The organism is Arthrobacter sp. SPG23 (assembly GCF_000876655.1).
In the GTDB taxonomy this organism is placed as follows: domain Bacteria; phylum Actinomycetota; class Actinomycetes; order Actinomycetales; family Micrococcaceae; genus Arthrobacter.
Genome location: NZ_JYCN01000018.1, coordinates 1 through 21,838, shown reverse-complemented (window position 1 = coordinate 21,838; position 21,838 = coordinate 1). Strand labels below are relative to the sequence as shown.

Annotated in this window: 25 protein-coding genes and 1 pseudogene; 12 read left to right on the top strand and 14 right to left on the bottom strand. The window is 66.1% G+C overall.

Annotated elements, in window-relative coordinates:
* Nucleotides 1-17: 17 nt before the first annotated feature.
* A complete protein-coding gene (locus TV39_RS10870; protein ID WP_043481553.1) occupies nt 18-803 on the bottom strand; it encodes a sulfite exporter TauE/SafE family protein in 786 nt (261 codons plus the stop codon).
* 18 nt (nt 804-821) lie between these two features.
* On the bottom strand, nt 822-1,607 hold the full coding sequence (locus tag TV39_RS10865; RefSeq protein ID WP_043481550.1) for an ABC transporter ATP-binding protein: 786 nt from the start codon (nt 1,605-1,607) through the stop codon (nt 822-824).
* Nucleotides 1,608-1,728: 121 nt separating this feature from the next.
* Here TV39_RS10865 and serB point away from each other — a divergent pair, with 121 nt between their 5' ends.
* Nucleotides 1,729-2,622 (top strand): phosphoserine phosphatase SerB, encoded by an 894-nt coding sequence (serB, locus tag TV39_RS10860; protein ID WP_043482180.1) that lies wholly within the window; start codon nt 1,729-1,731, stop codon nt 2,620-2,622.
* 127 nt (nt 2,623-2,749) lie between these two features.
* Here the strand turns inward: serB and TV39_RS10855 are convergent, their stop codons facing one another.
* Entirely contained in the window at nt 2,750-3,511 is a 762-nt protein-coding gene (locus TV39_RS10855; protein WP_043481547.1) for an SDR family oxidoreductase, read from the bottom strand.
* Between the two features lie 191 nt (nt 3,512-3,702).
* Here TV39_RS10855 and TV39_RS10850 point away from each other — a divergent pair, with 191 nt between their 5' ends.
* The gene (locus tag TV39_RS10850) at nt 3,703-4,080 is read left to right on the top strand and encodes a DUF5655 domain-containing protein (protein ID WP_043481544.1); all 378 of its coding nucleotides are present in this window, start codon (nt 3,703-3,705) and stop codon (nt 4,078-4,080) included.
* A gap of 47 nt (nt 4,081-4,127) precedes the next feature.
* On the opposite strand, the gene TV39_RS10845 is transcribed toward TV39_RS10850, so the two are convergent.
* Complete coding sequence (locus TV39_RS10845; protein WP_043481542.1) at nt 4,128-4,586, bottom strand: Hsp20/alpha crystallin family protein; 459 nt, start codon at nt 4,584-4,586, stop codon at nt 4,128-4,130.
* A gap of 154 nt (nt 4,587-4,740) precedes the next feature.
* On the bottom strand, nt 4,741-5,466 hold the full coding sequence (fabG, locus tag TV39_RS10840) for a 3-oxoacyl-ACP reductase FabG (protein ID WP_043481540.1): 726 nt from the start codon (nt 5,464-5,466) through the stop codon (nt 4,741-4,743).
* Between the two features lie 141 nt (nt 5,467-5,607).
* Between fabG and TV39_RS10835 the strand changes: the two genes are divergently transcribed.
* From TV39_RS10835 to TV39_RS10820, 4 genes are read left to right on the top strand one after another with little or no spacing between them, the layout of a single operon-like run.
* Complete coding sequence (locus tag TV39_RS10835) at nt 5,608-6,039, top strand: DUF3099 domain-containing protein (RefSeq protein ID WP_052500563.1); 432 nt, start codon at nt 5,608-5,610, stop codon at nt 6,037-6,039.
* A complete protein-coding gene (locus tag TV39_RS10830; protein WP_043481536.1) occupies nt 6,036-6,296 on the top strand; it encodes a hypothetical protein in 261 nt (86 codons plus the stop codon). Before TV39_RS10835 ends, TV39_RS10830 begins: the two co-directional genes overlap by 4 nt.
* Nucleotides 6,297-7,163 (top strand): SURF1 family cytochrome oxidase biogenesis protein, encoded by an 867-nt coding sequence (locus TV39_RS10825; RefSeq protein ID WP_043481534.1) that lies wholly within the window; start codon nt 6,297-6,299, stop codon nt 7,161-7,163.
* 3 nt (nt 7,164-7,166) lie between these two features.
* The gene (locus TV39_RS10820) at nt 7,167-7,646 is read left to right on the top strand and encodes a YbaK/EbsC family protein (protein ID WP_043481531.1); all 480 of its coding nucleotides are present in this window, start codon (nt 7,167-7,169) and stop codon (nt 7,644-7,646) included.
* A gap of 80 nt (nt 7,647-7,726) precedes the next feature.
* On the opposite strand, the gene TV39_RS10815 is transcribed toward TV39_RS10820, so the two are convergent.
* Nucleotides 7,727-9,325, bottom strand: coding sequence for an ABC-F family ATP-binding cassette domain-containing protein (locus TV39_RS10815; RefSeq protein WP_043481529.1), 1,599 nt, complete (start codon nt 9,323-9,325; stop codon nt 7,727-7,729).
* A gap of 314 nt (nt 9,326-9,639) precedes the next feature.
* Here TV39_RS10815 and TV39_RS10810 point away from each other — a divergent pair, with 314 nt between their 5' ends.
* Genes TV39_RS10810 through TV39_RS10800 form a run of 3 tightly spaced genes read left to right on the top strand, consistent with a single transcriptional unit; the run spans nt 9,640 to nt 11,751 of the window.
* Complete coding sequence (locus TV39_RS10810) at nt 9,640-10,329, top strand: biotin transporter BioY (RefSeq protein ID WP_043481526.1); 690 nt, start codon at nt 9,640-9,642, stop codon at nt 10,327-10,329.
* A gap of 1 nt (nt 10,330) precedes the next feature.
* Nucleotides 10,331-11,104, top strand: coding sequence for an energy-coupling factor ABC transporter ATP-binding protein (locus tag TV39_RS10805; RefSeq protein WP_043481525.1), 774 nt, complete (start codon nt 10,331-10,333; stop codon nt 11,102-11,104).
* Nucleotides 11,101-11,751, top strand: a complete 651-nt coding sequence (locus TV39_RS10800) for an energy-coupling factor transporter transmembrane component T family protein (RefSeq protein WP_043481524.1) — start codon at nt 11,101-11,103, stop codon at nt 11,749-11,751. Before TV39_RS10805 ends, TV39_RS10800 begins: the two co-directional genes overlap by 4 nt.
* Here TV39_RS10800 and TV39_RS10795 read toward each other — a convergent pair.
* Nucleotides 11,748-12,989 carry a thiolase family protein gene (locus TV39_RS10795; protein WP_043481522.1) on the bottom strand — a complete coding sequence of 414 codons (1,242 nt, stop codon included), beginning with the start codon at nt 12,987-12,989 and terminating at the stop codon, nt 11,748-11,750. The genes TV39_RS10800 and TV39_RS10795 overlap by 4 nt on opposite strands.
* Complete coding sequence (locus TV39_RS10790; RefSeq protein WP_043481520.1) at nt 12,982-14,388, bottom strand: class I adenylate-forming enzyme family protein; 1,407 nt, start codon at nt 14,386-14,388, stop codon at nt 12,982-12,984. The genes TV39_RS10795 and TV39_RS10790 overlap by 8 nt, the downstream gene beginning before the upstream one ends.
* Nucleotides 14,389-14,448: 60 nt before the next feature.
* Here TV39_RS10790 and ypfJ point away from each other — a divergent pair, with 60 nt between their 5' ends.
* Nucleotides 14,449-15,330 (top strand): KPN_02809 family neutral zinc metallopeptidase, encoded by an 882-nt coding sequence (gene ypfJ / locus TV39_RS10785; RefSeq protein ID WP_011691954.1) that lies wholly within the window; start codon nt 14,449-14,451, stop codon nt 15,328-15,330.
* Between the two features lie 109 nt (nt 15,331-15,439).
* On the opposite strand, the gene TV39_RS10780 is transcribed toward ypfJ, so the two are convergent.
* From TV39_RS10780 to TV39_RS10755, 6 genes are read right to left on the bottom strand one after another with little or no spacing between them, the layout of a single operon-like run.
* Complete coding sequence (locus TV39_RS10780; RefSeq protein WP_011691953.1) at nt 15,440-15,772, bottom strand: metal-sulfur cluster assembly factor; 333 nt, start codon at nt 15,770-15,772, stop codon at nt 15,440-15,442.
* Between the two features lie 13 nt (nt 15,773-15,785).
* Nucleotides 15,786-16,583, bottom strand: a complete 798-nt coding sequence (gene sufC / locus TV39_RS10775; protein ID WP_043481517.1) for a Fe-S cluster assembly ATPase SufC — start codon at nt 16,581-16,583, stop codon at nt 15,786-15,788.
* Between the two features lie 43 nt (nt 16,584-16,626).
* The gene (locus tag TV39_RS10770; RefSeq protein WP_043481516.1) at nt 16,627-16,983 is read right to left on the bottom strand and encodes a non-heme iron oxygenase ferredoxin subunit; all 357 of its coding nucleotides are present in this window, start codon (nt 16,981-16,983) and stop codon (nt 16,627-16,629) included.
* 19 nt (nt 16,984-17,002) lie between these two features.
* A complete protein-coding gene (gene sufD / locus TV39_RS10765; protein WP_043481513.1) occupies nt 17,003-18,253 on the bottom strand; it encodes a Fe-S cluster assembly protein SufD in 1,251 nt (416 codons plus the stop codon).
* Nucleotides 18,253-19,716, bottom strand: coding sequence for a Fe-S cluster assembly protein SufB (gene sufB, locus TV39_RS10760; RefSeq protein WP_043481512.1), 1,464 nt, complete (start codon nt 19,714-19,716; stop codon nt 18,253-18,255). The genes sufD and sufB overlap by 1 nt, the downstream gene beginning before the upstream one ends.
* Nucleotides 19,716-20,585, bottom strand: coding sequence for a helix-turn-helix transcriptional regulator (locus TV39_RS10755; RefSeq protein WP_235347364.1), 870 nt, complete (start codon nt 20,583-20,585; stop codon nt 19,716-19,718). The genes sufB and TV39_RS10755 overlap by 1 nt, the downstream gene beginning before the upstream one ends.
* A gap of 114 nt (nt 20,586-20,699) precedes the next feature.
* On the opposite strand from TV39_RS10755, the gene TV39_RS10750 reads away from it, so the two are divergent.
* Together TV39_RS10750 and TV39_RS10745 are read left to right on the top strand one after the other, a co-directional pair.
* Nucleotides 20,700-21,668 (top strand): ABC transporter ATP-binding protein, encoded by a 969-nt coding sequence (locus TV39_RS10750; RefSeq protein WP_043481511.1) that lies wholly within the window; start codon nt 20,700-20,702, stop codon nt 21,666-21,668.
* Nucleotides 21,665-21,838: pseudogene (locus TV39_RS10745) on the top strand (ABC transporter permease); the annotation flags it as partial. The gene TV39_RS10750 and the pseudogene TV39_RS10745, both read left to right, overlap by 4 nt.

Sequence of the window (21,838 nt, the reverse complement as noted above, 5' to 3'; positions counted from 1 at the left end):
GGGGGCGTAGGTGCCGGTCATTTGAACAGGTTCGTGATCATGAAGCCCAGCGCCACGAGACCGAGCGCAAAGATGACCCCGCGCAGGACCGGCGGGGAAAGCCGCCGGCCCACCTTGGAGCCGATGACACCGCCAATGAGCGAGCTCACCGCAATGATGCCCACTACGGTCCAGTTGATGCGCCCGAACGCGAAGAGCAGGTAGGACGCCGCTGCCACGATGTTGACGCCAAGCACCAGGATGTTCTTCATGGCGTTGGCGTTTTGGATGGTTCCCGTCATGAATACGCCCAGGATCCCCACCAGGAGGATGCCCTGCGCGGCCACGAAATAGCCGCCGTAGACGCCGGCCAGGTACACCAGCACGATCAGCAGCACGCCGTGTCGTTTGTCCCTGATGGCGTGCTCCGGGTTGGCCTCCCGGTTCCTTACCCAGTGCTGGAGCCGGGGCTGGAAGACCACCATCAGCAGCGCGAGCACAATCAGGGCGGGTGCCGCGTAGTGGAACACCTTCTCCGGAAGGTGCAGCAGCAGCCAGGCCCCGCTGATGCCGCCCAGCAGGGATGCAGGCAGCAGGCGGAGCAGCTGCCTGCCCCGCCCCTCCAGTTCCTTGCGGTATCCCCACGCGCCGGCGGCGTTGCCCGCCACCAGGCCCATCGCATTGCTGATGGAGGCAGTTACCGGGGAAATGCCCAGGGCAATAAGCACCGGGAAGGTGACCAGGGTGCCCGAACCCACAACACTGTTGATGGTTCCGGCCCACAGCCCGGCAAAGAAAATGAAGACGCCGTTGAGTAACTCCACGCTCGGAAGACTGCCGGGTCAGCGGCGGGCGGTGGCGGCGTAGCGTCCCGCGTTGACCGTGACGTCGAGGGGCAGCCCGAACGTCTCACTCAGGTGCTCGGACGTCAGGACCTCCGCGATAGGGCCCGCGGCCACCACCTGGGCGTCCCGCATCAGCATGGCGTGGGTGAAGCCCGGCGGGACCTCTTCCAGGTGGTGGGTCACCAGAACAATCGCGGGGGCCGTTTCGTCGCGTGCCAGCTCGCTGAGGCGGTGCACCAGGTCTTCACGGCCGCCAAGGTCCAGCCCGGCCGCGGGTTCGTCCAGGAGGAGCAGCTCGGGGTCAGTCATCAGGGCCCGGGCGATCTGGACCCGCTTTCGTTCACCTTCTGACAGGGAAGCGAACGGACGGTTGAGCAGCGGGCCCATCCCCCAGTCGTTCAGGAGCCGGAACGCACGCCGTTCGTCGTCTTTTTCGTAGCCTTCACGCCAGCGCCCGGTCACTCCGTAGGCAGCAGTCACGACAACGTTGAGCACTTTCTCATGCTCGGGAATCTGGTTGGCCAGGGCGGCGGAGGAAAGACCGATGCGGGGCCGGAGTTCAAAGACGTCAACAGCCCCCAGCATTTCTTCCAGGATGCCGGCCATGCCGCTCGTGGGGTGGAGCCGTGCCGCCGCAATCTGGAGCAGAGTGGTCTTGCCGGCGCCGTTGGGGCCGAGGATTACCCAGCGTTCGCCTTCTTTGACCTGCCAGTCCACTTTGTTGAGGAGCGTTTTGGCTCCGCGGACAACGCTGACGCCAGCCATTTCAAGAACATCACTCATAGGAGTAGACACTAGGACAAAACCGGGTGCGACTGATAACTGATACACCGTGGGCGGCCGCTGCACCAGGCGCGATGAAACGAATTCGGGCGCCGGGATGGCGCTGGCTAAGATTGCAGCCATGAGTTCGAACGTGACTGCGGTCAGCTACGGCGTGAAATTGTCCCCTTCGGAACTGGAGCAGCTCCGGTCCCTGCTGACCTGGTCAGGCGCTTCCTTCTCCGCCGAAACCCGTGCCGGCGACACCCGCTTTGAGGTGTGCACGGTGGATTTCTCCGTGGAATCCGGCACGGCGGCCGAGATCGCCGCGCTGCGTCAGGAGGTGGCTTTTGCCGGCTTCACCGGAATGGACACGGCGATCGTCCCGGCGTCGCTCCGGGATGCACCGCGGAAGTTCCTCATCATGGATGTCGATTCCACGCTGATCCAGCAGGAGGTCATTGAGCTCCTGGCTGCCTACGCCGGCAAGAAGGAAGAGGTGACGGCGGTCACCGAAGCGGCCATGCGCGGGGAACTCGACTTCGCCCAGAGCCTGCATGCGCGTGTGGCGGTCCTCGCCGGGCTGCCGGCCGACGTCGTCGATTCCGTGCGGGCTGAAGTGAAGCTCAGCGAAGGCGCTGCCGATCTGGTTGCAGCGTTCCAGGCGGCAGGCCACGCCGTGGCAGTGGTGTCGGGCGGGTTCAACCAGATCCTGCGCCCCATTGCGGAGGACCTCGGGATGGACTACTGGATCGCCAATGAGTTGGAAATTGTCGACGGCGCGTTGACCGGCAAGGTCCTCGGAGCGGTGATCGACCGTGCGGCCAAGGAAAAGTACCTCCGCGAGTGGGCTGCCGCCGAGGGCATCCCCATGGAGCACACGATCGCGGTGGGTGACGGGGCCAACGACCTGGACATGCTCAGTGCCGCCGGGATCGGCATAGCCTTCAACGCGAAACCCGCCGTGCGCGCTGCCGCCGATGCGGCGGTAAACCTGCCCTACCTGGACGCCGTGCGCCACATCGCCGGGGTGTAAGGCTACGGCCACGCACGCGCAAACAGGCGTGGCGCCCGGGTAACGAAAGATTGAGGTGGCAGCAAGAAGGCCGGGCAGATGCCCGGCCTTCTTTCATGCTGCCCGGTCATGCTTCCGGGCGGCGGTGTCAGCCTGCCTGGCCGGTGCTCTTGCCGAAGTAATCGGCTCCGCCGGCGTACTCGGTGTGGCCGGTCTCGACGTCGGCAGTCACCATCTTGGCGATCTCCGCGGCGAACTCGGCAACCGAATACAGCTTGCCGGCTTCGGCCCGGCGGGCTTCGATGGCGCCCGGGTTGGACCGGTCAAGCAGCGTTGCGGTAACGGTTCCTTCGATCATGTCGCCGGAAACCACCACGAAGGAGATGCCCTTGTCCGCAAGGTTCGGAATGAGGGCGCGCAGGGCGTCCTCGCCGGCGCGCTTGCTGCGTGCCACGGGCTCGTACTCCGGCATCGTGGGCACGGAGTCGATGAAGTGGGCCTGGTGGCTGGTCACGAAGACCACGCGGGAGCCTTCACGCATCAGCGGCACGGCAGCGTTCAGCATGTTGACCTGGGCATCACGGTTCAACTTCAGGGCATAGCCCTCTTCCATGCCCGACTCCATCCCGCCGGAAGCGTTGAGGACCAGGACATCGAGCGAGCCGAAGTTCTCCATAGCCGCGCTGGCCAGGGCCTGGACACCTTCCTGCGTGGTGAGGTCGGCGCCGACCGCAGCGGCACGGCCCCCGGCCGCCTCGATTTCAGCGACAACCTTGTTGGCCCGCGGGGCCTTCTGTCGGTAGTTCACCACGACGGCGGCACCTTCGGCTGCGAGGAGCTTGGCGACGTCAGCGCCGATCCCCCTCGACGAACCGGTCACAATAGCAGTCTTGTTGTCCAGCAATCCCATTCGAGCTCCTTTGTTCCAAACGTCCAAAATCTGTGGGTCTGCCATCCATCATGCCAGCGGACGGGGAGAATCCAGTTGTTTGACGTCAACAAAGAAGCGGACCCGGGCTAGTTCCGGTCATTGCCGCCCCGGGCCTCCCGGCGTAGGCTCACCGCCATGGGCTTGAGGGACCACCGATCGGCGGGCAGGCCGTGACCCGCGGCACCGCCGAGGATTCGACCCCGGAGGAAGTCTTCCGCGGTTCCCCGCTGGGGCTGGAGTTGTTGCGGCAGGTGGAGCGCATGCTGGCCGGGTACGCGCCGTCGACCATAAGGGCCACCAAAAGCCAGGTGGCCTTCAAGGGACGCCGGGGATTTGCCTACATGTGGTGGCCCGCCCGGTACATAAAGTCGGAGGTTCCGGCCGTCCTGTCCATCGCCCTGCCGCGTCGGATAGAGTCGGGCCGCTTCAAGGAAGTGGTCAGCCCGGCCCCCGGCGTGTGGATGCACCACTTGGAACTTCGTTCCATGGCCGACCTCGACGACGAAGTGGCCGGCTGGCTGGGTGACGCACGCAGGGAAGCGGGCTGACGGGCGGAGGTCCAGGCGTTTCCGTCCGGCCCGCCGCGCGCTACGGTTTAGACGGGGTTCTGCCGTGGTTCGTCAGGGCGGTTACCCGGCTCAGTGGTGATCTGGATCTTGCGCGTGCCGGCTGCCTGCGGTGCCTGTTCGGGCGCTGGCGCCCGAACTTCCAGGACGCCGTCCTTGTAGGATGCCGTCACGTCTTCCTCCCGGGCACCCGGGGGCAGCGAAACACTTCGTGCGAACGAGCCGTACCGGAACTCCGAGCGGTAGCCGGTCTTGCTCTTATGCTCGGTCTTTTCCTCGCGCTCGGCCTTGATGTGTAGCATGCCGTCTGCCACCGAGACGTCTACGTCCTTCTCGGGATCGAGGCCGGGCACCTCTGCCCGCACCACGAGCGTGTTTCCGTCCATGAACTGTTCCACACGGATTGACGACATTGTCATGTCCCCGTCGAGGAAACGCCGGATGGGTTCCAGAACGTCCGACGGCGTCCATTTGTTGAGATCGGCCATGATAGCTCCCTAGTGTTGTTCCCCGTGGTGTGTGGCCGGCCCGGGTGCAGCACCGGCCGGTATGCCCATTACACACCCGCACCAGGGGCGTGTAATGGGCAAAAGGTCCCTTCATGGCCGGGCGTTTGGAGCGGGTCAGGGAGTACGCGGAGGGTTAGTGGCCCATGCCCAGGCCGCCGTCAACGGGGATGACGGCGCCGGAGATGTAGGACGCTTCATCACTGGAAATCCAGCGCACCACGTTCGCCACTTCGGCGGCTTCGGCGAAGCGCCCCGCCGGTACCTTGGACAGGTAGTCCTTCTGGGTGGCCTCCGGCAGCTCCGCCGTCATGTCGGTGTTGATGAAGCCAGGAGCCACCACGTTGGCCGTGATGCCGCGGCCGCCGAGTTCGCGGGTCAGCGAGCGGGCAATTCCCACCAGGCCGGCCTTGGAGGCGGAGTAGTTGATCTGGCCCGGGGCGCCGTAGAGCCCCGAAACGGAGGAGATCAGCACAACCCGGCCCTTGCGCATCCGGATCATTCCTTTGGAGGCCCGCTTGATGACACGGAAGGCACCGGTCAGGTTGGTGTCGATCACCGAGGTGAAGTCGTCCTCGCTCATGCGCATCAGCAGGGTGTCCTTGGTGATACCGGCGTTGGCCACGAGCACCTCTACCGGGCCGTGCGCAGCCTCGACCGCTGCGAAGGCGGCATCCACGGACGCCTCATCAGTGACGTCGGCCTTGACGCCCAGGATTCCCTCCGGGAGTGCCGACTCGCTGCGGTAGGTCACGGCAACCTTGTCGCCGTTGGCCAGGAAGGCCTCGGCAATGGCCAGGCCGATGCCGCGGTTGCCGCCGGTGATCAGGACGCTGCGGCCTGTCGATGCTGCTTCAGTCATAAGTTTGCTCCGGGATTCTGCGGCATGGGGCACCGCGGTGAGGGGCGGGATTTTTACTGCCTCCGATCTTAGCGTCCGTTTGGGCGGCACTGGTGAGGGTGAGAGAATTGGATTAAGCCTTGGGAGCGTGATGAATCAGCCGTGACACTTGCAAAACGACCCGGACCTTCGACGTCCGGTGAACCGGACGCCGTCTCCGGTGACGCCGAGGTGCACAGCATTACGGATGCCGCCACTGCGCATTCGGAAGAGATGCGCGTACGGATGATCAAATATGCCGTGGCCATGGGCATCCGCATGGTTTGCCTGATCCTGGTGTTCGTTGTTGATGGCTGGTTCAAGGTCCTGCCGATTGCCGGCGCGGTGTTTCTTCCGTGGATTGCCGTGGTCATCGCCAACGGGAGCGACAAAGCAGAGATTCACAGCGATTACCTGTTGGACGCGGCCCCGCTGGCGGAGCTCGAGGCACCGGAAACGCGGGCAGCCGTCGCGGACGAAGGGCCCACGATTCTCCAGGGCGAACTCATCGAGGACGAAGACGATATCGACGGCCAGGAACGGGCAGCTTCATGAACATTTTTGACCTGGCCGGCGGCGACGCCGGGCCTGCCGAGACGGCTGCACCCATGTGTTCACGGAAGGCCTGCCGGGCCGGGGCTGCCTGGCAGTTGCTGTGGAACAACCCGAAGATCCATACGCCCGAACGCCGTAAGACCTGGCTGGCCTGCGAGGAGCACCGGCTCTGGCTGGAAGACTACCTGCAGACCCGGGGCCTCTGGAAAGAGACCCTGCCGCTGGCTCTTTCCACCGCACCGGGCAGGGACACCTGAATGTACCGCTTCCTCTTCTCCAGCAAATGGCTGGGTTATCTCCTGCTGGCTGCGATCTTTGCCACTGCCTGCGTGTTCCTGGGCCGCTGGCAGATGGACCGCAGGGCCGAGACCCTGGCGGAGATCAACCGGGTCACGTCCAACTATTCGGCCACTCCCTTGCCCTTCGAGGCAGCCGAAGCGCAGTTCTCCCGGCTGGACGCCGACAAGGAGTGGACCCAGGTGGAGTTGAAGGGCCGGTACGACGTCGGTGGCCAGCGCGTGGTGCGCAACCGGCCGCTCAACGGCCAGCCCGGCTACGAGGTGGTGGTTCCCTTCAGGCTTACCACCGGCCAGACGGTGGTGGTGGACCGCGGCTGGCTCCCCATCGGGAACGACACTCCCGGCCGCCCCGATTCTGTTCCGGAGCCGCCGTCGGGCGACGTCACAGTTGTGGTGCGGCTCAAGCCGGGTGAGCCTGAGCTTCAGCGCGGCGCACCCGACGGGCAGCTCGCCTCCATCGACCTGCCGGCCTACGCCGCCCAGCTCGGCTACCCTGTGCTGACGGGTGCCTACGGGCAGCTTGCCTCCGAAACACCGGCCGCCGCCACCATGCCCTACCCGTTCCCGAAACCCTCCGTGGAGGAAGGAACACATCTGTCGTACTCATTGCAGTGGTTCGCCTTCGGTGTGTTGATGTTCATTGGCTTCGGCTACGCGGCGCGCCAGCAGGCACGCAACGCTGAGATCGACGCCCAGGACGCTGCCGGGGACGGTACGCCCGAGTACGCCATGGCCGCCAACCGGCGCCGCCCGGCGCCCCGGAAGCGCAAGCATCCGACGGCGGAGGAAGAGGAAGACGCCATCCTGGATGCCCAGGGGTACTGAGTGATGAGCCCTGACGGTATTCCCGGCCCGGTTGCCAACGTCAAGCGCGTCCTCGCCGCTCTTGGCGCCGAGGACACCGTGACGGTGTTCGACTCAAAAGTGCCGACGGCGGCTTCAGCGGCCGCGACGCTCGGCTGCGAGGTAGCGGCCATCACCAACAGCCTGGTGTTCGACGTCGACGGCACTCCCCTGCTGATCCTGGCCAGCGGTGCGGCGAGGGTGGACACGGCGCTGGTAGCAGCCCGGTTGGGAACAGGAAAGATCCGCCGCGCCTCCCCCGCCTACGTCCTGGAACACACCGGCCAGGAAGTAGGCGGAGTAGCCCCGGTAGGCCACCCGGAAAAGATCAGGACACTATTGGACGAGTCCCTCAAAGCCCACAGCCTCCTCTGGGCCGGAGCAGGCGACCACCACTCGATGTTCAGCATCACCTACAACGAGCTACAAAAGATCACCAGCGCAGAAGAGATGCCCGTCCGCTAGGGCGCCGGCATCACCGAGCGCACAGGTAACACACGCAAGGACGGAGCGGACGCAAGCAGGACGCCTGCGACACGAGCGGCCTAAGCCAGCGTAATCAGGTCCAGGTAGTCTTCGTTCCAGTGGTCCTCGACGCCGTCGGGAAGCAGGACAACGCGCTCAGGGTTCAGGGCTTCGACGGCCCCTTCATCGTGGCTCACCAGCACGACTGCGCCGGTGTAGTTGCGCAGGGCACCCAGGATCTCGGAGCGGCTGGCCGGGTCCAGGTTGTTGGTGGGCTCATCGAGAAGCAGCACGTTGGCGCTGGACGCCACGATCGTGGCCAGGGCGAGCCGGGTCTTCTCGCCGCCGGAGAGTACACCGGCAGGCTTGTCGACGTCGTCACCGGAGAACAGGAACGAGCCCAGGATGCCGCGGACCTCGGAGTCGTTCATGTCCGGGGCGGAGGAACGCATGTTCTGCAGGACCGTGCGGTCGACGTCGAGCGTCTCGTGCTCCTGGGCGTAGTAGCCCACCTTGAGCCCGTGGCCGGCGATCACTTCGCCGGTGTCCGGCTTGTCGACGCCGGCCAACATTCGCAGCAGTGTGGTTTTGCCGGCACCGTTGAGGCCCAGGATGACAACCTTGGAGCCGCGGTCAATGGCCAGGTCCACGTCGGTGAAGATTTCGAGCGAGCCATAGGACTTGCTGAGCCCGTCCGCGGTGAGCGGGGTCTTCCCGCAGGGCGAGGGATCGGGGAAGCGCAGCGCCGCCACGCGGTCGTTTTCGCGCACAGCCTCCAGCCCGCTGAGCAGGCGTTCGGCACGCTTGGCCATGTTCTGGGCGGCAACGGCCTTGGTGGCCTTCGCCCGCATCTTGTTGGCCTGGTCGAACAGGACCTGGGCCTTCTTTTCCGCGTTGGCGCGTTCCCGCTTGCGGGCGCGTTCGTCGGTTTCACGCTGCTGGAGGTAGCGCTTCCAGTCCATGTTGTAGAAGTCGATCTGGGCGCGGTTGGCGTCCAGCAGGAAGACCTTGTTGACGGTGGCTTCGAGCAGTTCCGTGTCGTGGCTGATCACGATCAGGCCGCCCTGGTGGTTCTTCAGGAAGTCGCGCAGCCAGGCGATGGAGTCGGCGTCGAGGTGGTTGGTGGGCTCATCGAGGAGCATGGTCTCGGCATCCGAGTAGAGGATGCGGGCGAGCTCCACGCGGCGACGCTGACCGCCGGAGAGCGTCTTAAGCGGCTGGTTCAGCAGACGGTCCGGGAGGGCGAGGTTCGAGCAGATCGCTGCTGCCTCGGCTTCAGCGGCGTAACCCCCGGCCGCCAGGAACTCGGATTCAAGCCGGTCGTAGCGGTTCATCGCCTTACGCTGGACGGCGGCGTCCTCGCTGGCCATTTCTTCATGGGCCAGGCGGAGCTTGCCGACGGCGATGTCCAGGCCCCGGACGGACAGAATCCGGTCGCGTGCGAGCTGCTCCATGTCCGGCGTGCGCGGGTCCTGGGGAAGGTAACCGATCTCACCGCTGCGGGTGACCTTGCCGGCAGCGGGCAGTCCCTCGCCGGCGAGAACCCGGGTCAGCGTCGTCTTGCCTGCACCGTTACGGCCCACAAGGCCGATCTTGTCCCCCTTGTCGATCCGGAAGCTCACCTGGTCCATAAGGAGGCGGGCGCCGGCGCGAAGTTCGAGATCCTGGACGGTAATCAATGCAGCTAAGGCCTTTCACAACAGGGAACGCCGCGGCACAACGGATGGAGTCTGGGCGGGGCCGGGGCAGTGTGGCCGAGAGAACGGCCTCTACCAGTCTACCGGCACCGCTCCTTCCGGATTACCCCGGCCCCCGCGCCCCGCCAGGCCTTCATTGGCCACCACGTCCAGAGTCAGCGCACGCTGTTAGTGGATCCCCTACAAAATGGGGCCGCTGCCGGAGACGTATCGTCGGAATTGCAGGGAAACGGCCCGTGCAGGCTGCCTCCCTATCCCCGTTGCCCAGCACTTGCACCCACCGACAGGATCTCCCCATGACCAAGACAGACAACGCCGTCACCAGCCAGGCTGGTGCCGGCCGTAAACCGGGCGGCAAACCGGCCCGGAACCGTTGGAATGCCACGGACCTCGGCCTCATCGCCGTCTTCGCCGCCCTCGTGGCCGGCTCCGCACTCATTGCGGCCATTCCGGTCGGCGGACTTGGGGTCCCCATCACCCTGCAGACACTCGCCGTGATGCTGACCGGGCTGGCGTTGGGCCCCGGCCGGGCGTTCGCCGCCGTCGGCCTGTACACCCTGCTGGGGCTGGCCGGCCTGCCGATCTTCAGCGGCGGCAGGAGCGGACTGGGGATCCTCGCCGGTCCCTCCGCCGGCTACATCATCGCCTTTCCGTTCGCGGCCCTTGCGGTCGGCTGGCTCACCACCATCGTGCTCCGCCGCACCCTGAAGCACCGGGGGCTGTTCCTCTTCGCTGCAACCATGGCCACAAGCATCGTGGTGGTCCACGGCCTGGGCGTGCTGGGCATGATGGTCAACGGCAAGCTGGACCTTTCCAAGGCGTTCATCCTTGACCTTGCCTACTACCCCGGCGACATCATCAAGAACGTCCTGGCCGTCACCATCGCACTCGCCCTGCACAAGGCGTTCCCGGATCTCCTGATCCGCCGCGCCGGTGTCCGGAAGCCCGGGACGGTCACGGCCCCAAAGGGCGGAGCCCGTAACTAGCATGGGCAGCATCCTGCTGGACGGAGTCAACGTCCGGGTTGCGGTGGATGGACGGCCGCAACCCAAGACCCTCCTGGACGGAATCTCGCTGAACCTCACCGAACAGCGGGTCGGCGTGATCGGAGCGAACGGATCGGGGAAGTCCACCCTCCTCCGGCTCCTGAACGGACTCGTTGCACCGAGCCACGGAACAGTGACCGTTGACGGTGACGATACCGTCCATGCCGTGCGTGCCGTCCGCCGCACAGTCGGTTTTGTGTTCACGGACCCGCTGTCCCAGCTCGTGATGCCCACCGGCCGGGAGGACGTGGAACTCTCGCTGCGGCGGTCCATCCGTCAGCCGCGGGAGCGCCAGGAAGCGGCCGCGGCCATCCTCAACCGCTTTGGGCTGATGCCGCTGGCCGACCAAAGCATCTACGAGCTGTCCGGCGGCGAACGGCAACTGATGGCCCTGGCCGCTGTCCTTGCCGTTGAGCCCGCGGTACTGGTGCTGGACGAACCGTCCACCCTCCTGGACCTGCGGAACCGGGAACTCCTCCGCCGGACCCTGGCGGGCCTCAGCCAGCAGATCGTGATGTCCACGCACGACCTCGAACTGGTCCGGGACATGGACCGTGTCCTGGTGGTGGAATCCGGCCGGGTGGTGTTCGACGGCGGTGCGGACGCCGCCGTCGACCACTACCGGGCGCTGTCCGCAGCAGGACTCCCGCCGGTGGACACTGCCGCTCCGCGGGTCAGTGCCTCGGTGGCGCCGCACAAAGCGGAGCCCGCGTGAGCGGCCACGACTTCCTGCTGGTCAATTATGTTCCCGGCACGTCGCCGGTCCACCGGGCGCCGCTTTGGCTCAAGTTCCTGGTGGTGGTCGGCTGCGGGATGGCCTCGTTCCTGGTGGTGGACTGGGCGGTTGCCGCGGCGGCGCTGGTCCTCATGTGCGCCCTGTTCCTCTCCAGCGGTGCCGGCGTGAGGCGTCTGTTCAAGGCTGTCCGGCCCATCCTGCCCGTGTTGCTGGCCGTCGGACTGTTCCAGTGGTGGCAGCTGGGCGGCCCGGTCGCGGCCCGGATCGTCCTCAACATCCTGGTGTGCGTGGTGGCCGCTTCCATACTGACCGCCACCACGCCCATGCAACGGCTCCTTGACGGCGTCGTGTCCCTTGCGGTGCCGTTCCGGCGCTTTGGGGCGGATCCCGAACGCTTCGCCCTCACCATCGCGATCATGCTCCGCAGCATTCCGTTCATCGCCGGGGCATACTCGGACGTCCGGGATTCGGCCCGGGCACGCGGCCTCGAACGCAACCCGCGGGCACTGGTCCTGCCGGTCTTCATCACAACTGTGGCCTACGCCCGCCAGACCGGCGATGCCCTCGCCGCCCGGGGGCTCGGCGAACCGGGGACAGATGACGACGACGGGCAGGCAAGCAGCTAGCTGCTGCGCGGGACACCGTCCAGCCGTTCGTACCGGAAGAGGGCAGCAGTTCCCATACCGCCCGCAATGCTGATCATGGCAAGCGCCAGCTGTCCGGCCCCGCGCGCCTGCGCAGTGTTCCCGGGCGTCTGCGCGGTGCCTGCGCGGGCCTGCGCGAGAAGCCGCGTCACCAGAACAGCGCCCGAGGCCCCGTACGCGTGCCCCAAGGCCAGCGCACCGCCGTCGAGGTTTGCCCGCTCCGGGTCGATGCCGAGCGCGTCCAGGCAGGCGAGCGTCTGCGAGGCGAAGGCCTCGTTGAATTCCACCAGGTCAATGTCGGCGGCCTGAATGCCGCGCTCCGCGAGGAGGCGGCCGGCAGCCGTCGCGGCACCCATGCCCAGAAGACGGGGGTCGACGCCCGCGGTGTCGGTGCCGAGCACCAGGAGCCCGTCTGCTGCGCCCAGCTCCTGCGCGCGCTGCAGGGACGTGATGACGACGGCGGACGCGGCGTCCGCGTCGAAACAGGAATTCCCGGCGGTGACGGTGCCGCCCGCTGCGAACGCCGGCCGGAACCGCGAGAGCAAGGCGGCCGACATACTGGCCCGCGGACCGTCGTCGTACGCCACGGTTCCTGACACGGCCTGCAGCGGCACCGTCTCGCCGATGTAGCGTCCTGCCGCTGCTGCCGCCACCGCCAGGCGGTGGCTCCGCAGCGCGAACCGGTCCTGCCGGTCCCGGCTGATGTCGAAAGTGGCTGCCACGTTTTCAGCAGCGTTTCCCATGTCCGGGTCGCCGTAGCTGAGCGGGACGAACTGGGCCCGCCGGAAAAAATCGGGACTGCCGTCGGCGGACCTGTGCGCGCGCAGCGGCGCGGTGCTGATGCTCTCCACACCGCCCGCGAGGTAGGCGCCATTGCCGCCGGCTGCCACCAGCCGCGATGCGAGCACGATGGCGTCCAGCCCGGATCCGCACTGCCGGTCCACGGTCAGGCCGGGAACGCTGACCGGCAGGCCGGCCTCCAGGGAAGCCAGCCGCGCCACGTTGCCGCCGCCTCCCACGGCATTGCCGATCACCACGTCCGAAACAGCGTGGTCCGGCAGGCCGGATTCTGTCAGGAGGCCCCGAAGCACGGGGGCTAGGAGCTGATGCGCGCGGAGCTCCTTGAAGGCGCCATTGACCTTCCGGACGGGAGTCCGGAGGGCCGCGATGACCACCGGCTGCCGGTGGGGCGGCAGCTGGTCTGCGGCTGGCTCAGCCAAGGCGGCGGACCCTGGTGTCGCCGCACTCTATCCAGTCGAGCAGCAGCTGCCTGCTGACTTTGCCGCGGTCCGTCACAGGCAGTTCCGCGAGGGCAAAATACTGCAGCGGCCGCTTGTCCCTGGGCAGGACATCGTCCAGCCCCGCCTTCAGCTGCGTAGCGGTGATTCCACCATGGGAAGGGACCACACCGGCGATCACCCGCTGGCCGCGGACGTCATCCGCCATGCCTGACGCGACGGCGGCCGCAACGCCAGGGACGGACGCGAGGGCCAGTTCCACCTCATGCGGGTAGACGTTCTTGCCGGCCGTGATGATCATGTCCGAGCGGCGGCCCAGGATATGGAGCTCGCCGTCCTGCAGGTAACCCTGGTCCCCCACGGTGTACCAGCCGTCGAAGCAGCGCAGTGCCTGCCCGTCGTCGCCCCAGAGGTAGCCGTTGCTGACCATTCCGCTGCGGACGCAGATGTTGCCGTCCCTGCCGTCCGGAAGCGGCGCGCCGTCGTCGGCCAGGATCCGGACCTCGACGCCGGGGAAAGGTTTGCCGATTCCCGTTCCGCCCGCGTCCAGCGGCGCTCCTGCCCGCAGGCCCGCACCTGAAACGAAGCTCAGTTCGGAGGCTCCGTAGTACTCGAAGATGGTGGCCCGGGGTGCCCAGCGGCGGGCGGCCTCCAGGGTACGGGCGTCCAGCTTGGACCCGGCGCAGATGATGGACGTGACGCCGGAAGCGTCCACGCAGCCGGCCAGTCCGCGTTCACTGAGCAGCCGGAGCATGGTGGGCACCAGCACAAGCCGGGTGATGCCGTCATGGGTGATGGCCGAGTGAACGTCGCCGACGTCGAAAGACTCCAGCGTGTGGAACTCGGAGCCGGCGTACAGGCATTCGGAGAGCGCGTACAGGTTGAGGCTGGCCGCCAGCGGTCCCGGGGCGAGGGTCTTGTCCTCCTGGGTCAGTCCGAAAAACTCGATGGACGCATCGAAGGAAAGCTGCCAGGACCGCCTGGACCTCGTGAACGCCTTGGGCACGGACGTGGTCCCGGAGGTCAGCCCGATCAGGAAGGCGGATTCCGGAGTGCCGTCGCAGAGTTCCGCGGATGCCGGCGGACCGGGCTCCGCAGTGGCGCCAGTTTGCAACCTGGCCGCGATGTCTGCCTTGAGCTGCTCGGGCCAGGTGGGGTCGAGGACGGCACATTGCCGGTCGCCTGCCACCGCGGCGGCATAGGACACGGCAAAGTCCACGGAATTCGGCTCGGCCAGGACGCTGACCTGTCCGGCGTCCGCAGTCCGGGCCGCGGCGGCGTCCCGAAGCGCGCCCCAGCTGAGGTGCCGGCCCGCCACGACGACGGCAGTGTCGTCGGGGCGGTCATCGGCCCAGCGTTGGAGTCTGTTGAGGAAAGGCATCGGATCAACTTTACCGGCGTCCAGGGCTCCCGGCGGGGCCGGTACGGCTATTGTGACTTTATGAGTTTCAATGACAACGTTCAGCTGGACCCGTCGCAGGTCCAGGACCGGCGCGGGATGGGCCGCGGAACCAAGATCGGCGGCGGCATCGGCGGCGGAATCATCCTCCTGCTGGCCGCCCTGTTTGGGGTCAACCCGCAACTGCTGGAAGGCCTGACTGGCACAGTCCAGGAGCCGCAGAGCACGGGCAGCGCGCCGGCCTGCCAGACCGGCGCCGACGCGGACGCCCGGCTCGACTGCCGCATCACCGGAACGGTAAACAGCCTCAATGCGTTCTGGCCGGCCTACCTCGCCCAGTACAACACGGAGTATCCGCGTCCCACCACGGTGATCTTCAGCCAGGCCACCAACACCGGCTGCGGCGGGGCGACCTCCGAAGTGGGGCCGTTCTATTGCCCGGCCGACACCACCGCGTATTTCGATCCCGGCTTCTTCCAGGACCTGGTGGACCGTTTCGGATCCTCCGGCGGTCCGCTGGCCCAGGAGTACGTCGTGGCGCACGAATTTGGCCACCACGTCCAGAACATCATGGGCAACCTTGACCGCGCCCAGCAGGATCCGCAGGGCCCCGAATCCGGTGCCGTCCGCGTCGAACTACAGGCAGACTGCTACGCCGGACTCTGGGTGCGCTACGCCACAACGCAGAAGGACCCCAACACCGGCCAGCCCTTCCTCGAACCGCTCACCCAGCAGGACCTGAACGATGCCCTGTCCGCCGCGTCCGCGGTTGGTGACGACCGCATCCAGAAGGCAGCCACCGGCCGGGTTTCGCCGGAGGCCTGGACGCACGGCTCCAGCGCCCAGCGGCAGAAGTGGTTCTACCAGGGCTACCAGACCGGCGACATCAACAAATGCGATACCTTTAGCGCCGCCACGCTCTAGCTGACAGGACGCTTCGGCTGAACAGAAACGAAACGACGGCGGCCGGTCACCTTCCCCCTTCGGGAAGGTGACCGGCCGCGCGTCGTGCTGTTAGCGGGTGCTCCGTTGGCTAGATGTTGAAGCCCAGCGCACGCATCTGGTCGCGTCCGTCTTCGGTGATCCGCTCCGGACCCCATGGCGGCATCCAGACCCAGTTCAGCCGCCAGTCGTCCACGACGCCGTCGAGGGCCTTGCCCACCTGCTCTTCGATGACGTCCGTGAGGGGGCACGCCGCCGTGGTGAGCGTCATGTCGATCAGCAGGGCGCCGTCGTCGTCCGAGTACTTCAGGCCGTACAGCAGGCCGAGGTCAACGATGTTGACTCCCAGCTCGGGGTCAATGACGTCCTTCAGTGCCTCTTCGACATCTTCGAGGCCCGTGCGGGCCGCTTTGATTTCGGTCATGGCGTTGTCCTAACTAGCCCTGGACTGCAGCGTCGGCTGCAGCGATGGTGGCTGCGCCCGCACCCTTGGCGTAACGGTCGTAGCCTTCTTCTTCGAGGCGGTCGGCAAGTTCCGGGCCGCCCTCTTCGACAACCTGGCCGTCGACGAATACGTGGACGAACTCAGGCTTGATGTAGCGCAGGATCCGCGTGTAGTGCGTGATGAGCAGGGTGCCCATGTTGCCCTCGGCGTGGGCGCGGTTAACGCCTTCGGAAACGACCTTCAGCGCGTCGACGTCCAGGCCGGAGTCGGTCTCGTCCAGGACGGCGAACTTCGGCTTGAAGAGCTCCAGCTGGAGGATCTCCACGCGCTTCTTCTCGCCGCCGGAGAAGCCTTCGTTGACGTTGCGCTGGGTGAAGTCGGCGTCGATGCGCAGCTTCTCCATGGCGGCCTTGACGTCCTTGGTCCAGGTGCGCAGCTTGGGCGCTTCGCCGTCGATGGCGGTCTTGGCGGTCCGCAGGAAGTTGGTCATGCTGACGCCGGGAACCTCCACGGGGTACTGCATGGCCAGGAACAGGCCGGCGCGGGCGCGCTCGTCCACGCTCATGGCCAGGACGTCTTCGCCGTCCAGGGTGATGGTGCCGCTGGTGACGTTGTAGCGCGGGTGACCGGCAATCGTCGACGCCAGGGTGGACTTGCCCGAGCCGTTGGGGCCCATGATGGCGTGCGTCTCGCCGGTCCTGATGGTCAGGCTGACGCCCTTCAGGATCTCCTTGGTGCCCTGCTCCGTCTCAATGCTGACGTGCAGGTCCTTGATCTCAAGAGTTGACATGCTCTTCTTTCTTTTCGTTCGTAAGTCTTGTGAAGCCGGGCGCTCAGTAGTTGCTGACCGTGGCGCCGTTCAGAACATTGGTCACGTCCACGTAGACGTCGTCGCCATGAAGCTCAACGGCGAAGACGGGCACGGGATCGTAGGCAGGAAGCTGAAGAGGCTGGCCATTGCGCAGGTCAAACTGCGAGCCGTGGCCCCAGCACTCGATGGCACAGCCTTCCACTTCCCCTTCGGACAGCGAAATGTCCGCATGCGAGCAGGTGTCGCCGATGGCGTGGATTTCGCCCATTGAATCCTTGACGATGGCAACCGGGTAGTCATCGATCAGGATCCGCAGTGCCTGTTTCACCTGGATGTCGTTGGCATTGCAGACCAGTTCACCCTTGGGTTGTTCACTCATGCGTTCCTGCCTGCCTGTTTCAGTTCTCGCTCGCGGCGAGCTCGCGCTCAACTGCGTCGGTCAGGCGCTCTTCGAGTGCCGGAACCTTGATCTTCTGGATGATCTCGTTGAGGAAGCCGCGGACAACCAGGCGGCGGGCAACATCCTCGGGGATGCCGCGGGCCATGAGGTAGAACAAGTGCTCGTCGTCGAAACGCCCGGTGGAGCTCGCGTGGCCGGCACCCTCGATCAGACCGGTCTCGATCTCGAGGTTCGGGACCGAGTCCGCGCGGCAGCCGTCCGTCAGTACCAGGTTCTGGTTCTTCTCGTACGAGTCGGTGCCCAGGGCCTGCTTCTGGATCAGGACGTCGCCGACCCAGACGGTGTGTGCGTCCTTACCCTGCAGGGCGCCCTTGTAGAGCACGTTGGACTTGCAGTTGGCCATGTTGTGGTCAACGAAGGAGCGGTGCTCCAGATGCTGTCCCGCGTCGGCGAAGTACAGGCCCAGCAGCTCGGCCTCGGCACCCTCGCCCGAGAAACGGACGTTGGAGTTCAGGCGCACGATGGATCCGCCCAGGGACACGGCGATGTGCTTGTACACAGCGTCCTTGCCCACCTGCGCGTCGTGCTGCGCCAGGTGCTTGGCATCGTCTTCCCAGAGCTGTACTGAGATCACGGTGAGCTTGGCGCCCTCACCGACGATGACTTCCAGGTTGCCGTTGTGGTCGGCGGCACCGGTGTGTTCCAGGATCACAACGCTGCGGGAGTTGGCGCCCGCTTCCAGCACGAAGTGCGCGTTGGAACGGTGGCCGGCGGCCGCGCCGTGGACCAGGATCCGCAGCGGCTCGGCCGGTTCGGCTTCCGCCGGGATGACCACATGCAGCGCCTCGTCCGTGTTGGCGGAGGCGACGACGGCGGCCCGGTCCGCCGGGACCAGGGCGGTTCCGCGGGGTGCGGCTCCGGGAGCGAGCGGAGCGCGGACGTACCCTTCCGGCGCTTCGACCGTGTAGCCGGCGGCCGGCACGGGATCGAGGTCCGTTGCGGTGTCGGAGAGCAGGTTGGCCAGTCCGCGGACCGGGCTGAAGCGCCATTCCTCCTCGCGGCCCGTGGGCAGCGGGAAGTCGGCAACGTTGAAGCTGGTGAGGCGTTCAGCGCGGGAGGACATCACGGTAACGCCGTGGTTGTGGGTGTGGTCCACCTTGGCGGCGACCAGCCCCTCGCCCTCCTCGGTGAAGCCTGCGATGGAAGGCGCTCCGATGCGGGCCTTTTCAGTAGTAATTTCGGCAGTCATTAACCGACGGATCCTTCCATCTGGAGTTCAATGAGGCGGTTCAGCTCGAGGGCGTATTCCATCGGCAGCTCGCGGGCGATCGGCTCGATGAAGCCGCGCACGATCATGGCCATGGCCTCGTCTTCGCGCATGCCGCGGGACATGAGGTAGAAGAGCTGCTCTTCGGATACCCGCGAGACGGTTGCCTCGTGACCCAGCTGGACGTCATCTTCACGGATGTCGATGTACGGGTAGGTGTCCGAACGGCTGATCGTGTCCACCAGCAGGGCGTCACAGCGGACCGTGTTGGCCGAATGCTTGGCGCCTTCACGGATCTGGACCAGGCCGCGGTAGGCGGCGCGGCCGCCGCCGCGGGCCACCGACTTGGAGATGATGGAGCTCTTGGTGTTCGGTGCGATGTGCACCATCTTGGAGCCCGTGTCCTGGTGCTGGCCTTCGCCGGCGAACGCGATGGACAGCGTTTCGCCCTTTGCGTGCTCGCCCACAAGGTAGACGGCCGGGTACTTCATGGTGACCTTGGAGCCGATGTTGCCATCGATCCACTCCATGGTGGCGCCCTCTTCGCAGATGGCGCGCTTGGTGACCAGGTTGTACACGTTGTTGGACCAGTTCTGGATGGTCGTGTAGCGGACGCGGGCGCCCTTCTTCACGATGATCTCCACGACGGCGGAGTGCAGCGAGTCCGAGGTGTAGATCGGCGCCGTGCAGCCTTCGATGTAGTGGACGTAGGAGTCCTCGTCGGCGATGATCAGCGTGCGCTCGAACTGGCCCATGTTTTCCGTGTTGATGCGGAAGTACGCCTGCAGCGGGATATCCACGTGGACGCCCTTGGGAACATACACGAACGATCCGCCGGACCATACGGCCGTGTTGAGCGACGCGAACTTGTTGTCACCCACGGGAATGATGGTGCCGAAGTACTCCTGGAAGATCTCCGGGTGCTCGCGCAGGGCGGTGTCCGTGTCCAGGAAGATAACGCCCTGGGCTTCGAGGTCCTCGCGGATCTGGTGGTACACAACCTCGGATTCGTACTGCGCTGCCACACCCGAAACCAGGCGGCTGCGCTCGGCTTCCGGAATGCCCAGCTTCTCGTAGGTGTTCCGGATGTCCTCGGGGAGGTCCTCCCACGTGGCGGCCTGCTTCTCGGTGGAGCGCACGAAGTACTTGATGTTGTCGAAGTCGATGCCGGAGAGGTCTGCACCCCACGTGGGCATGGGCTTGCGGTCGAAGTACTTCAGGCCCTTGAGGCGGAGATCCAGCATCCACTCCGGCTCGTTCTTCTTGGCCGAAATGTCCCGGACAACTTCGTCGTTGATGCCACGACGCGCGTTGGCTCCGACATCGTTCTTGTCGGCCCAGCCGTACTCGTAGGTGCCAATACCGTGGAGCTCGGGGTTCTTCTCCAGAATCTCCGAAATCACAGTAGTTTCAGCAACCTTGTTCTCTGATAGTTGGTCCGTCATCACGGCCTTTCTTGCAGATGGTTGGATACTTCGCCCAGGCTGTCCGTGGTGTGTCCGGGACCGGCTGGCCCCTTCGCGGCCGGACGGCCTGTAGGTATGTGGGTGGTGCACACGTGTCCGCCGCGTGCCAGCGTGGACAGTCGTCGCACGTCGACGCCGACGAGCCGGGAGAAGACCTCGGTTTCGACGTCGCAGAACACCGGGAACTTCGTGGCCAGCTGCTGGATGGGGCAGTGTCCCTGGCAGAGCTGGACGCTTGAAAGCGCAGCGGGGAGCGGCGCTTTGGCTTCAATGGACGCTGCGGAGGCAACGAACCCGTCCCGGCTCAACGCTGCGGACAGTGCTTGCGCCCGGGCGGTGATGTCCTGGCCGGCGGCCTCGATCTCCGGCGCGTACCTGCGCTCCATGTCGGCAAAACGCTCGACGGCGAACTCACGGACGGCGTCGGGTCCGGCAATTTCGCCCAGGCGCTGGAGGGCCTGGCCGGCAATGTCGAGGTAGTCGTCGCCCAGGCTGGACTGGCCCTGCGAACTGAGGACGTAGCGGCGGGCCGGGCGTCCGGCGCCGGCGCCGGCTCTCGCCACGCGTTTGACCTCAATGACTCCGCTGCGGGACAGGTGGTCCAAGTGGCGGCGTACGGCTGCGGGAGTGAATCCCAGCAGGTCACCGAGCTCGGCAGCGCTGACAGGCCCGTGCTCCAGCACAGCATTCAGTACGCGGTCGCGCGTACGCTCTTCCGAGTCCGCCGGCAACGTGTGCGGCGCCGGCGCCGGCCTTGTTGCGGGCGCAGAAATCCCGGGCCGGAGCGAACCGGCGGCGCCATCGGGCGCGGCTTGCCCGGTTCGGGGCGCAGAAAGTCGAGTGCTCATGGAATACACAACACAATCATGTCGTAATTTACTCCCCTGTTCCAGTAAGGCGAGGCTGACCTGCGGTCACATCCCGTCGGGTGGCGCGCGTACTACATCCCGTAGAATGCTTTGGTGCGATCTCCCGATTCTCCCGTCCTGTCCATTACCGGACTCATCAAGGACGTTGGCCCGCTGGCTTCCCTTGACGGCAAGATGCTCCGGGTGGTCAGCGGCGTCTCCCTGGCCGCCGAACGCGGACAGGTCACCGCCCTGCTGGGAGCCAACGGCGCCGGCAAAACGACCACCATTGAATGCGCGCAGGGATTGCAGCGGCGGTCCGGCGGTACGGTCTCCTTGCTCGGCCAGGACCCGGACATTTCAGGGGCCTCGCTCCGCTCCCGCGTGGGTGTGATGCTGCAGGACGGCGGGTTGCCGCCGTCGGCCCGTCCCATCCCCCTGCTGAAGCATATCGCCGGTATGTACCAGGATCCATGGCCTGTTGATGAATTGATCGGGCGCCTAGGCATTGACACGTTTAGCCGGACCACGGTCCGGCGCCTCTCCGGCGGCCAGCGGCAGCGGCTGGCACTTGCCGCTGCCCTGGTGGGAAACCCCGAAGTCCTCTTCCTGGACGAGCCGAGTGCGGGCCTGGATCCACAGTCACGCCAGCTGGTTTTCCAATTGATTTCCGAACTGCGGGATGCCGGGATGGGAATCGTCCTGACGACCCACCTTATGGACGATGCCCAGCGGCTGGCCGACTATGTGTACATCATTGATGCGGGCCGGAACGTCGCGGAGGGCACGGTGGCGCAGCTGCTGCAGCGCAATCTGGGTGCGGACGCCGCCCAGGAACATGTCCGGACGCTTCTTTTCGAGGCACGGCCCGGCCTGGACTTCACTGGCGTGCTGCCCCCCGCCGTGGACGTCCGCGAAACCCGAGCCGGGAGCTATGCCGCAACCGGCGCGCTGACCCCGGAAGACCTTGCCTCGCTGACGGCTTGGTGGGCTGCCCACGGCATCATGCCCGGCTCCATGAGCCTGGAGGCCCGTAGCCTCGAAGACGTATTTTTGGACATCTCGGGAAGGGAGATCCGATGAGCCGGGTCCTCGGCAGCGCTCCTGCCCCGCTGCTTCGTCGCATCCTGCTCCAGGGAAAGTACGAAGCACTGACAATGCTCCGCAACGGGGAGCAGCTCATCCTGGCGATCGTCCTGCCCTTGCTGGCCCTGGTGGGACTGACTGYCCCGCTGTTGGACGGCCTGGGCGGA

What these genes read in the sequence shown, in the direction of transcription:
- TV39_RS10770 (WP_043481516.1), bottom strand. Translation starts at nt 16,983, where the DNA reads ATGAGTGAACAACCCAAGGGTGAACTGGTCTGCAATGCCAACGACATC.
- TV39_RS10845 (WP_043481542.1), bottom strand. Translation starts at nt 4,586, where the DNA reads ATGGCCGATCTCAACAAATGGACGCCGTCGGACGTTCTGGAACCCATC.
- sufB (WP_043481512.1), bottom strand. Translation starts at nt 19,716, where the DNA reads ATGACGGACCAACTATCAGAGAACAAGGTTGCTGAAACTACTGTGATT.
- TV39_RS10855 (WP_043481547.1), bottom strand. Translation starts at nt 3,511, where the DNA reads ATGGGATTGCTGGACAACAAGACTGCTATTGTGACCGGTTCGTCGAGG.
- TV39_RS10830 (WP_043481536.1), top strand. Translation starts at nt 6,036, where the DNA reads ATGAACATTTTTGACCTGGCCGGCGGCGACGCCGGGCCTGCCGAGACG.
- serB (WP_043482180.1), top strand. Translation starts at nt 1,729, where the DNA reads ATGAGTTCGAACGTGACTGCGGTCAGCTACGGCGTGAAATTGTCCCCT.
- ypfJ (WP_011691954.1), top strand. Translation starts at nt 14,449, where the DNA reads ATGAGTTTCAATGACAACGTTCAGCTGGACCCGTCGCAGGTCCAGGAC.
- sufD (WP_043481513.1), bottom strand. Translation starts at nt 18,253, where the DNA reads ATGACTGCCGAAATTACTACTGAAAAGGCCCGCATCGGAGCGCCTTCC.
- TV39_RS10780 (WP_011691953.1), bottom strand. Translation starts at nt 15,772, where the DNA reads ATGACCGAAATCAAAGCGGCCCGCACGGGCCTCGAAGATGTCGAAGAG.
- TV39_RS10810 (WP_043481526.1), top strand. Translation starts at nt 9,640, where the DNA reads ATGACCAAGACAGACAACGCCGTCACCAGCCAGGCTGGTGCCGGCCGT.
- TV39_RS10865 (WP_043481550.1), bottom strand. Translation starts at nt 1,607, where the DNA reads ATGAGTGATGTTCTTGAAATGGCTGGCGTCAGCGTTGTCCGCGGAGCC.
- fabG (WP_043481540.1), bottom strand. Translation starts at nt 5,466, where the DNA reads ATGACTGAAGCAGCATCGACAGGCCGCAGCGTCCTGATCACCGGCGGC.
- TV39_RS10805 (WP_043481525.1), top strand. Translation starts at nt 10,331, where the DNA reads ATGGGCAGCATCCTGCTGGACGGAGTCAACGTCCGGGTTGCGGTGGAT.
- TV39_RS10755 (WP_235347364.1), bottom strand. Translation starts at nt 20,585, where the DNA reads ATGAGCACTCGACTTTCTGCGCCCCGAACCGGGCAAGCCGCGCCCGAT.
- TV39_RS10825 (WP_043481534.1), top strand. Translation starts at nt 6,297, where the DNA reads ATGTACCGCTTCCTCTTCTCCAGCAAATGGCTGGGTTATCTCCTGCTG.
- TV39_RS10820 (WP_043481531.1), top strand. Translation starts at nt 7,167, where the DNA reads ATGAGCCCTGACGGTATTCCCGGCCCGGTTGCCAACGTCAAGCGCGTC.
- TV39_RS10790 (WP_043481520.1), bottom strand. Translation starts at nt 14,388, where the DNA reads ATGCCTTTCCTCAACAGACTCCAACGCTGGGCCGATGACCGCCCCGAC.
- sufC (WP_043481517.1), bottom strand. Translation starts at nt 16,583, where the DNA reads ATGTCAACTCTTGAGATCAAGGACCTGCACGTCAGCATTGAGACGGAG.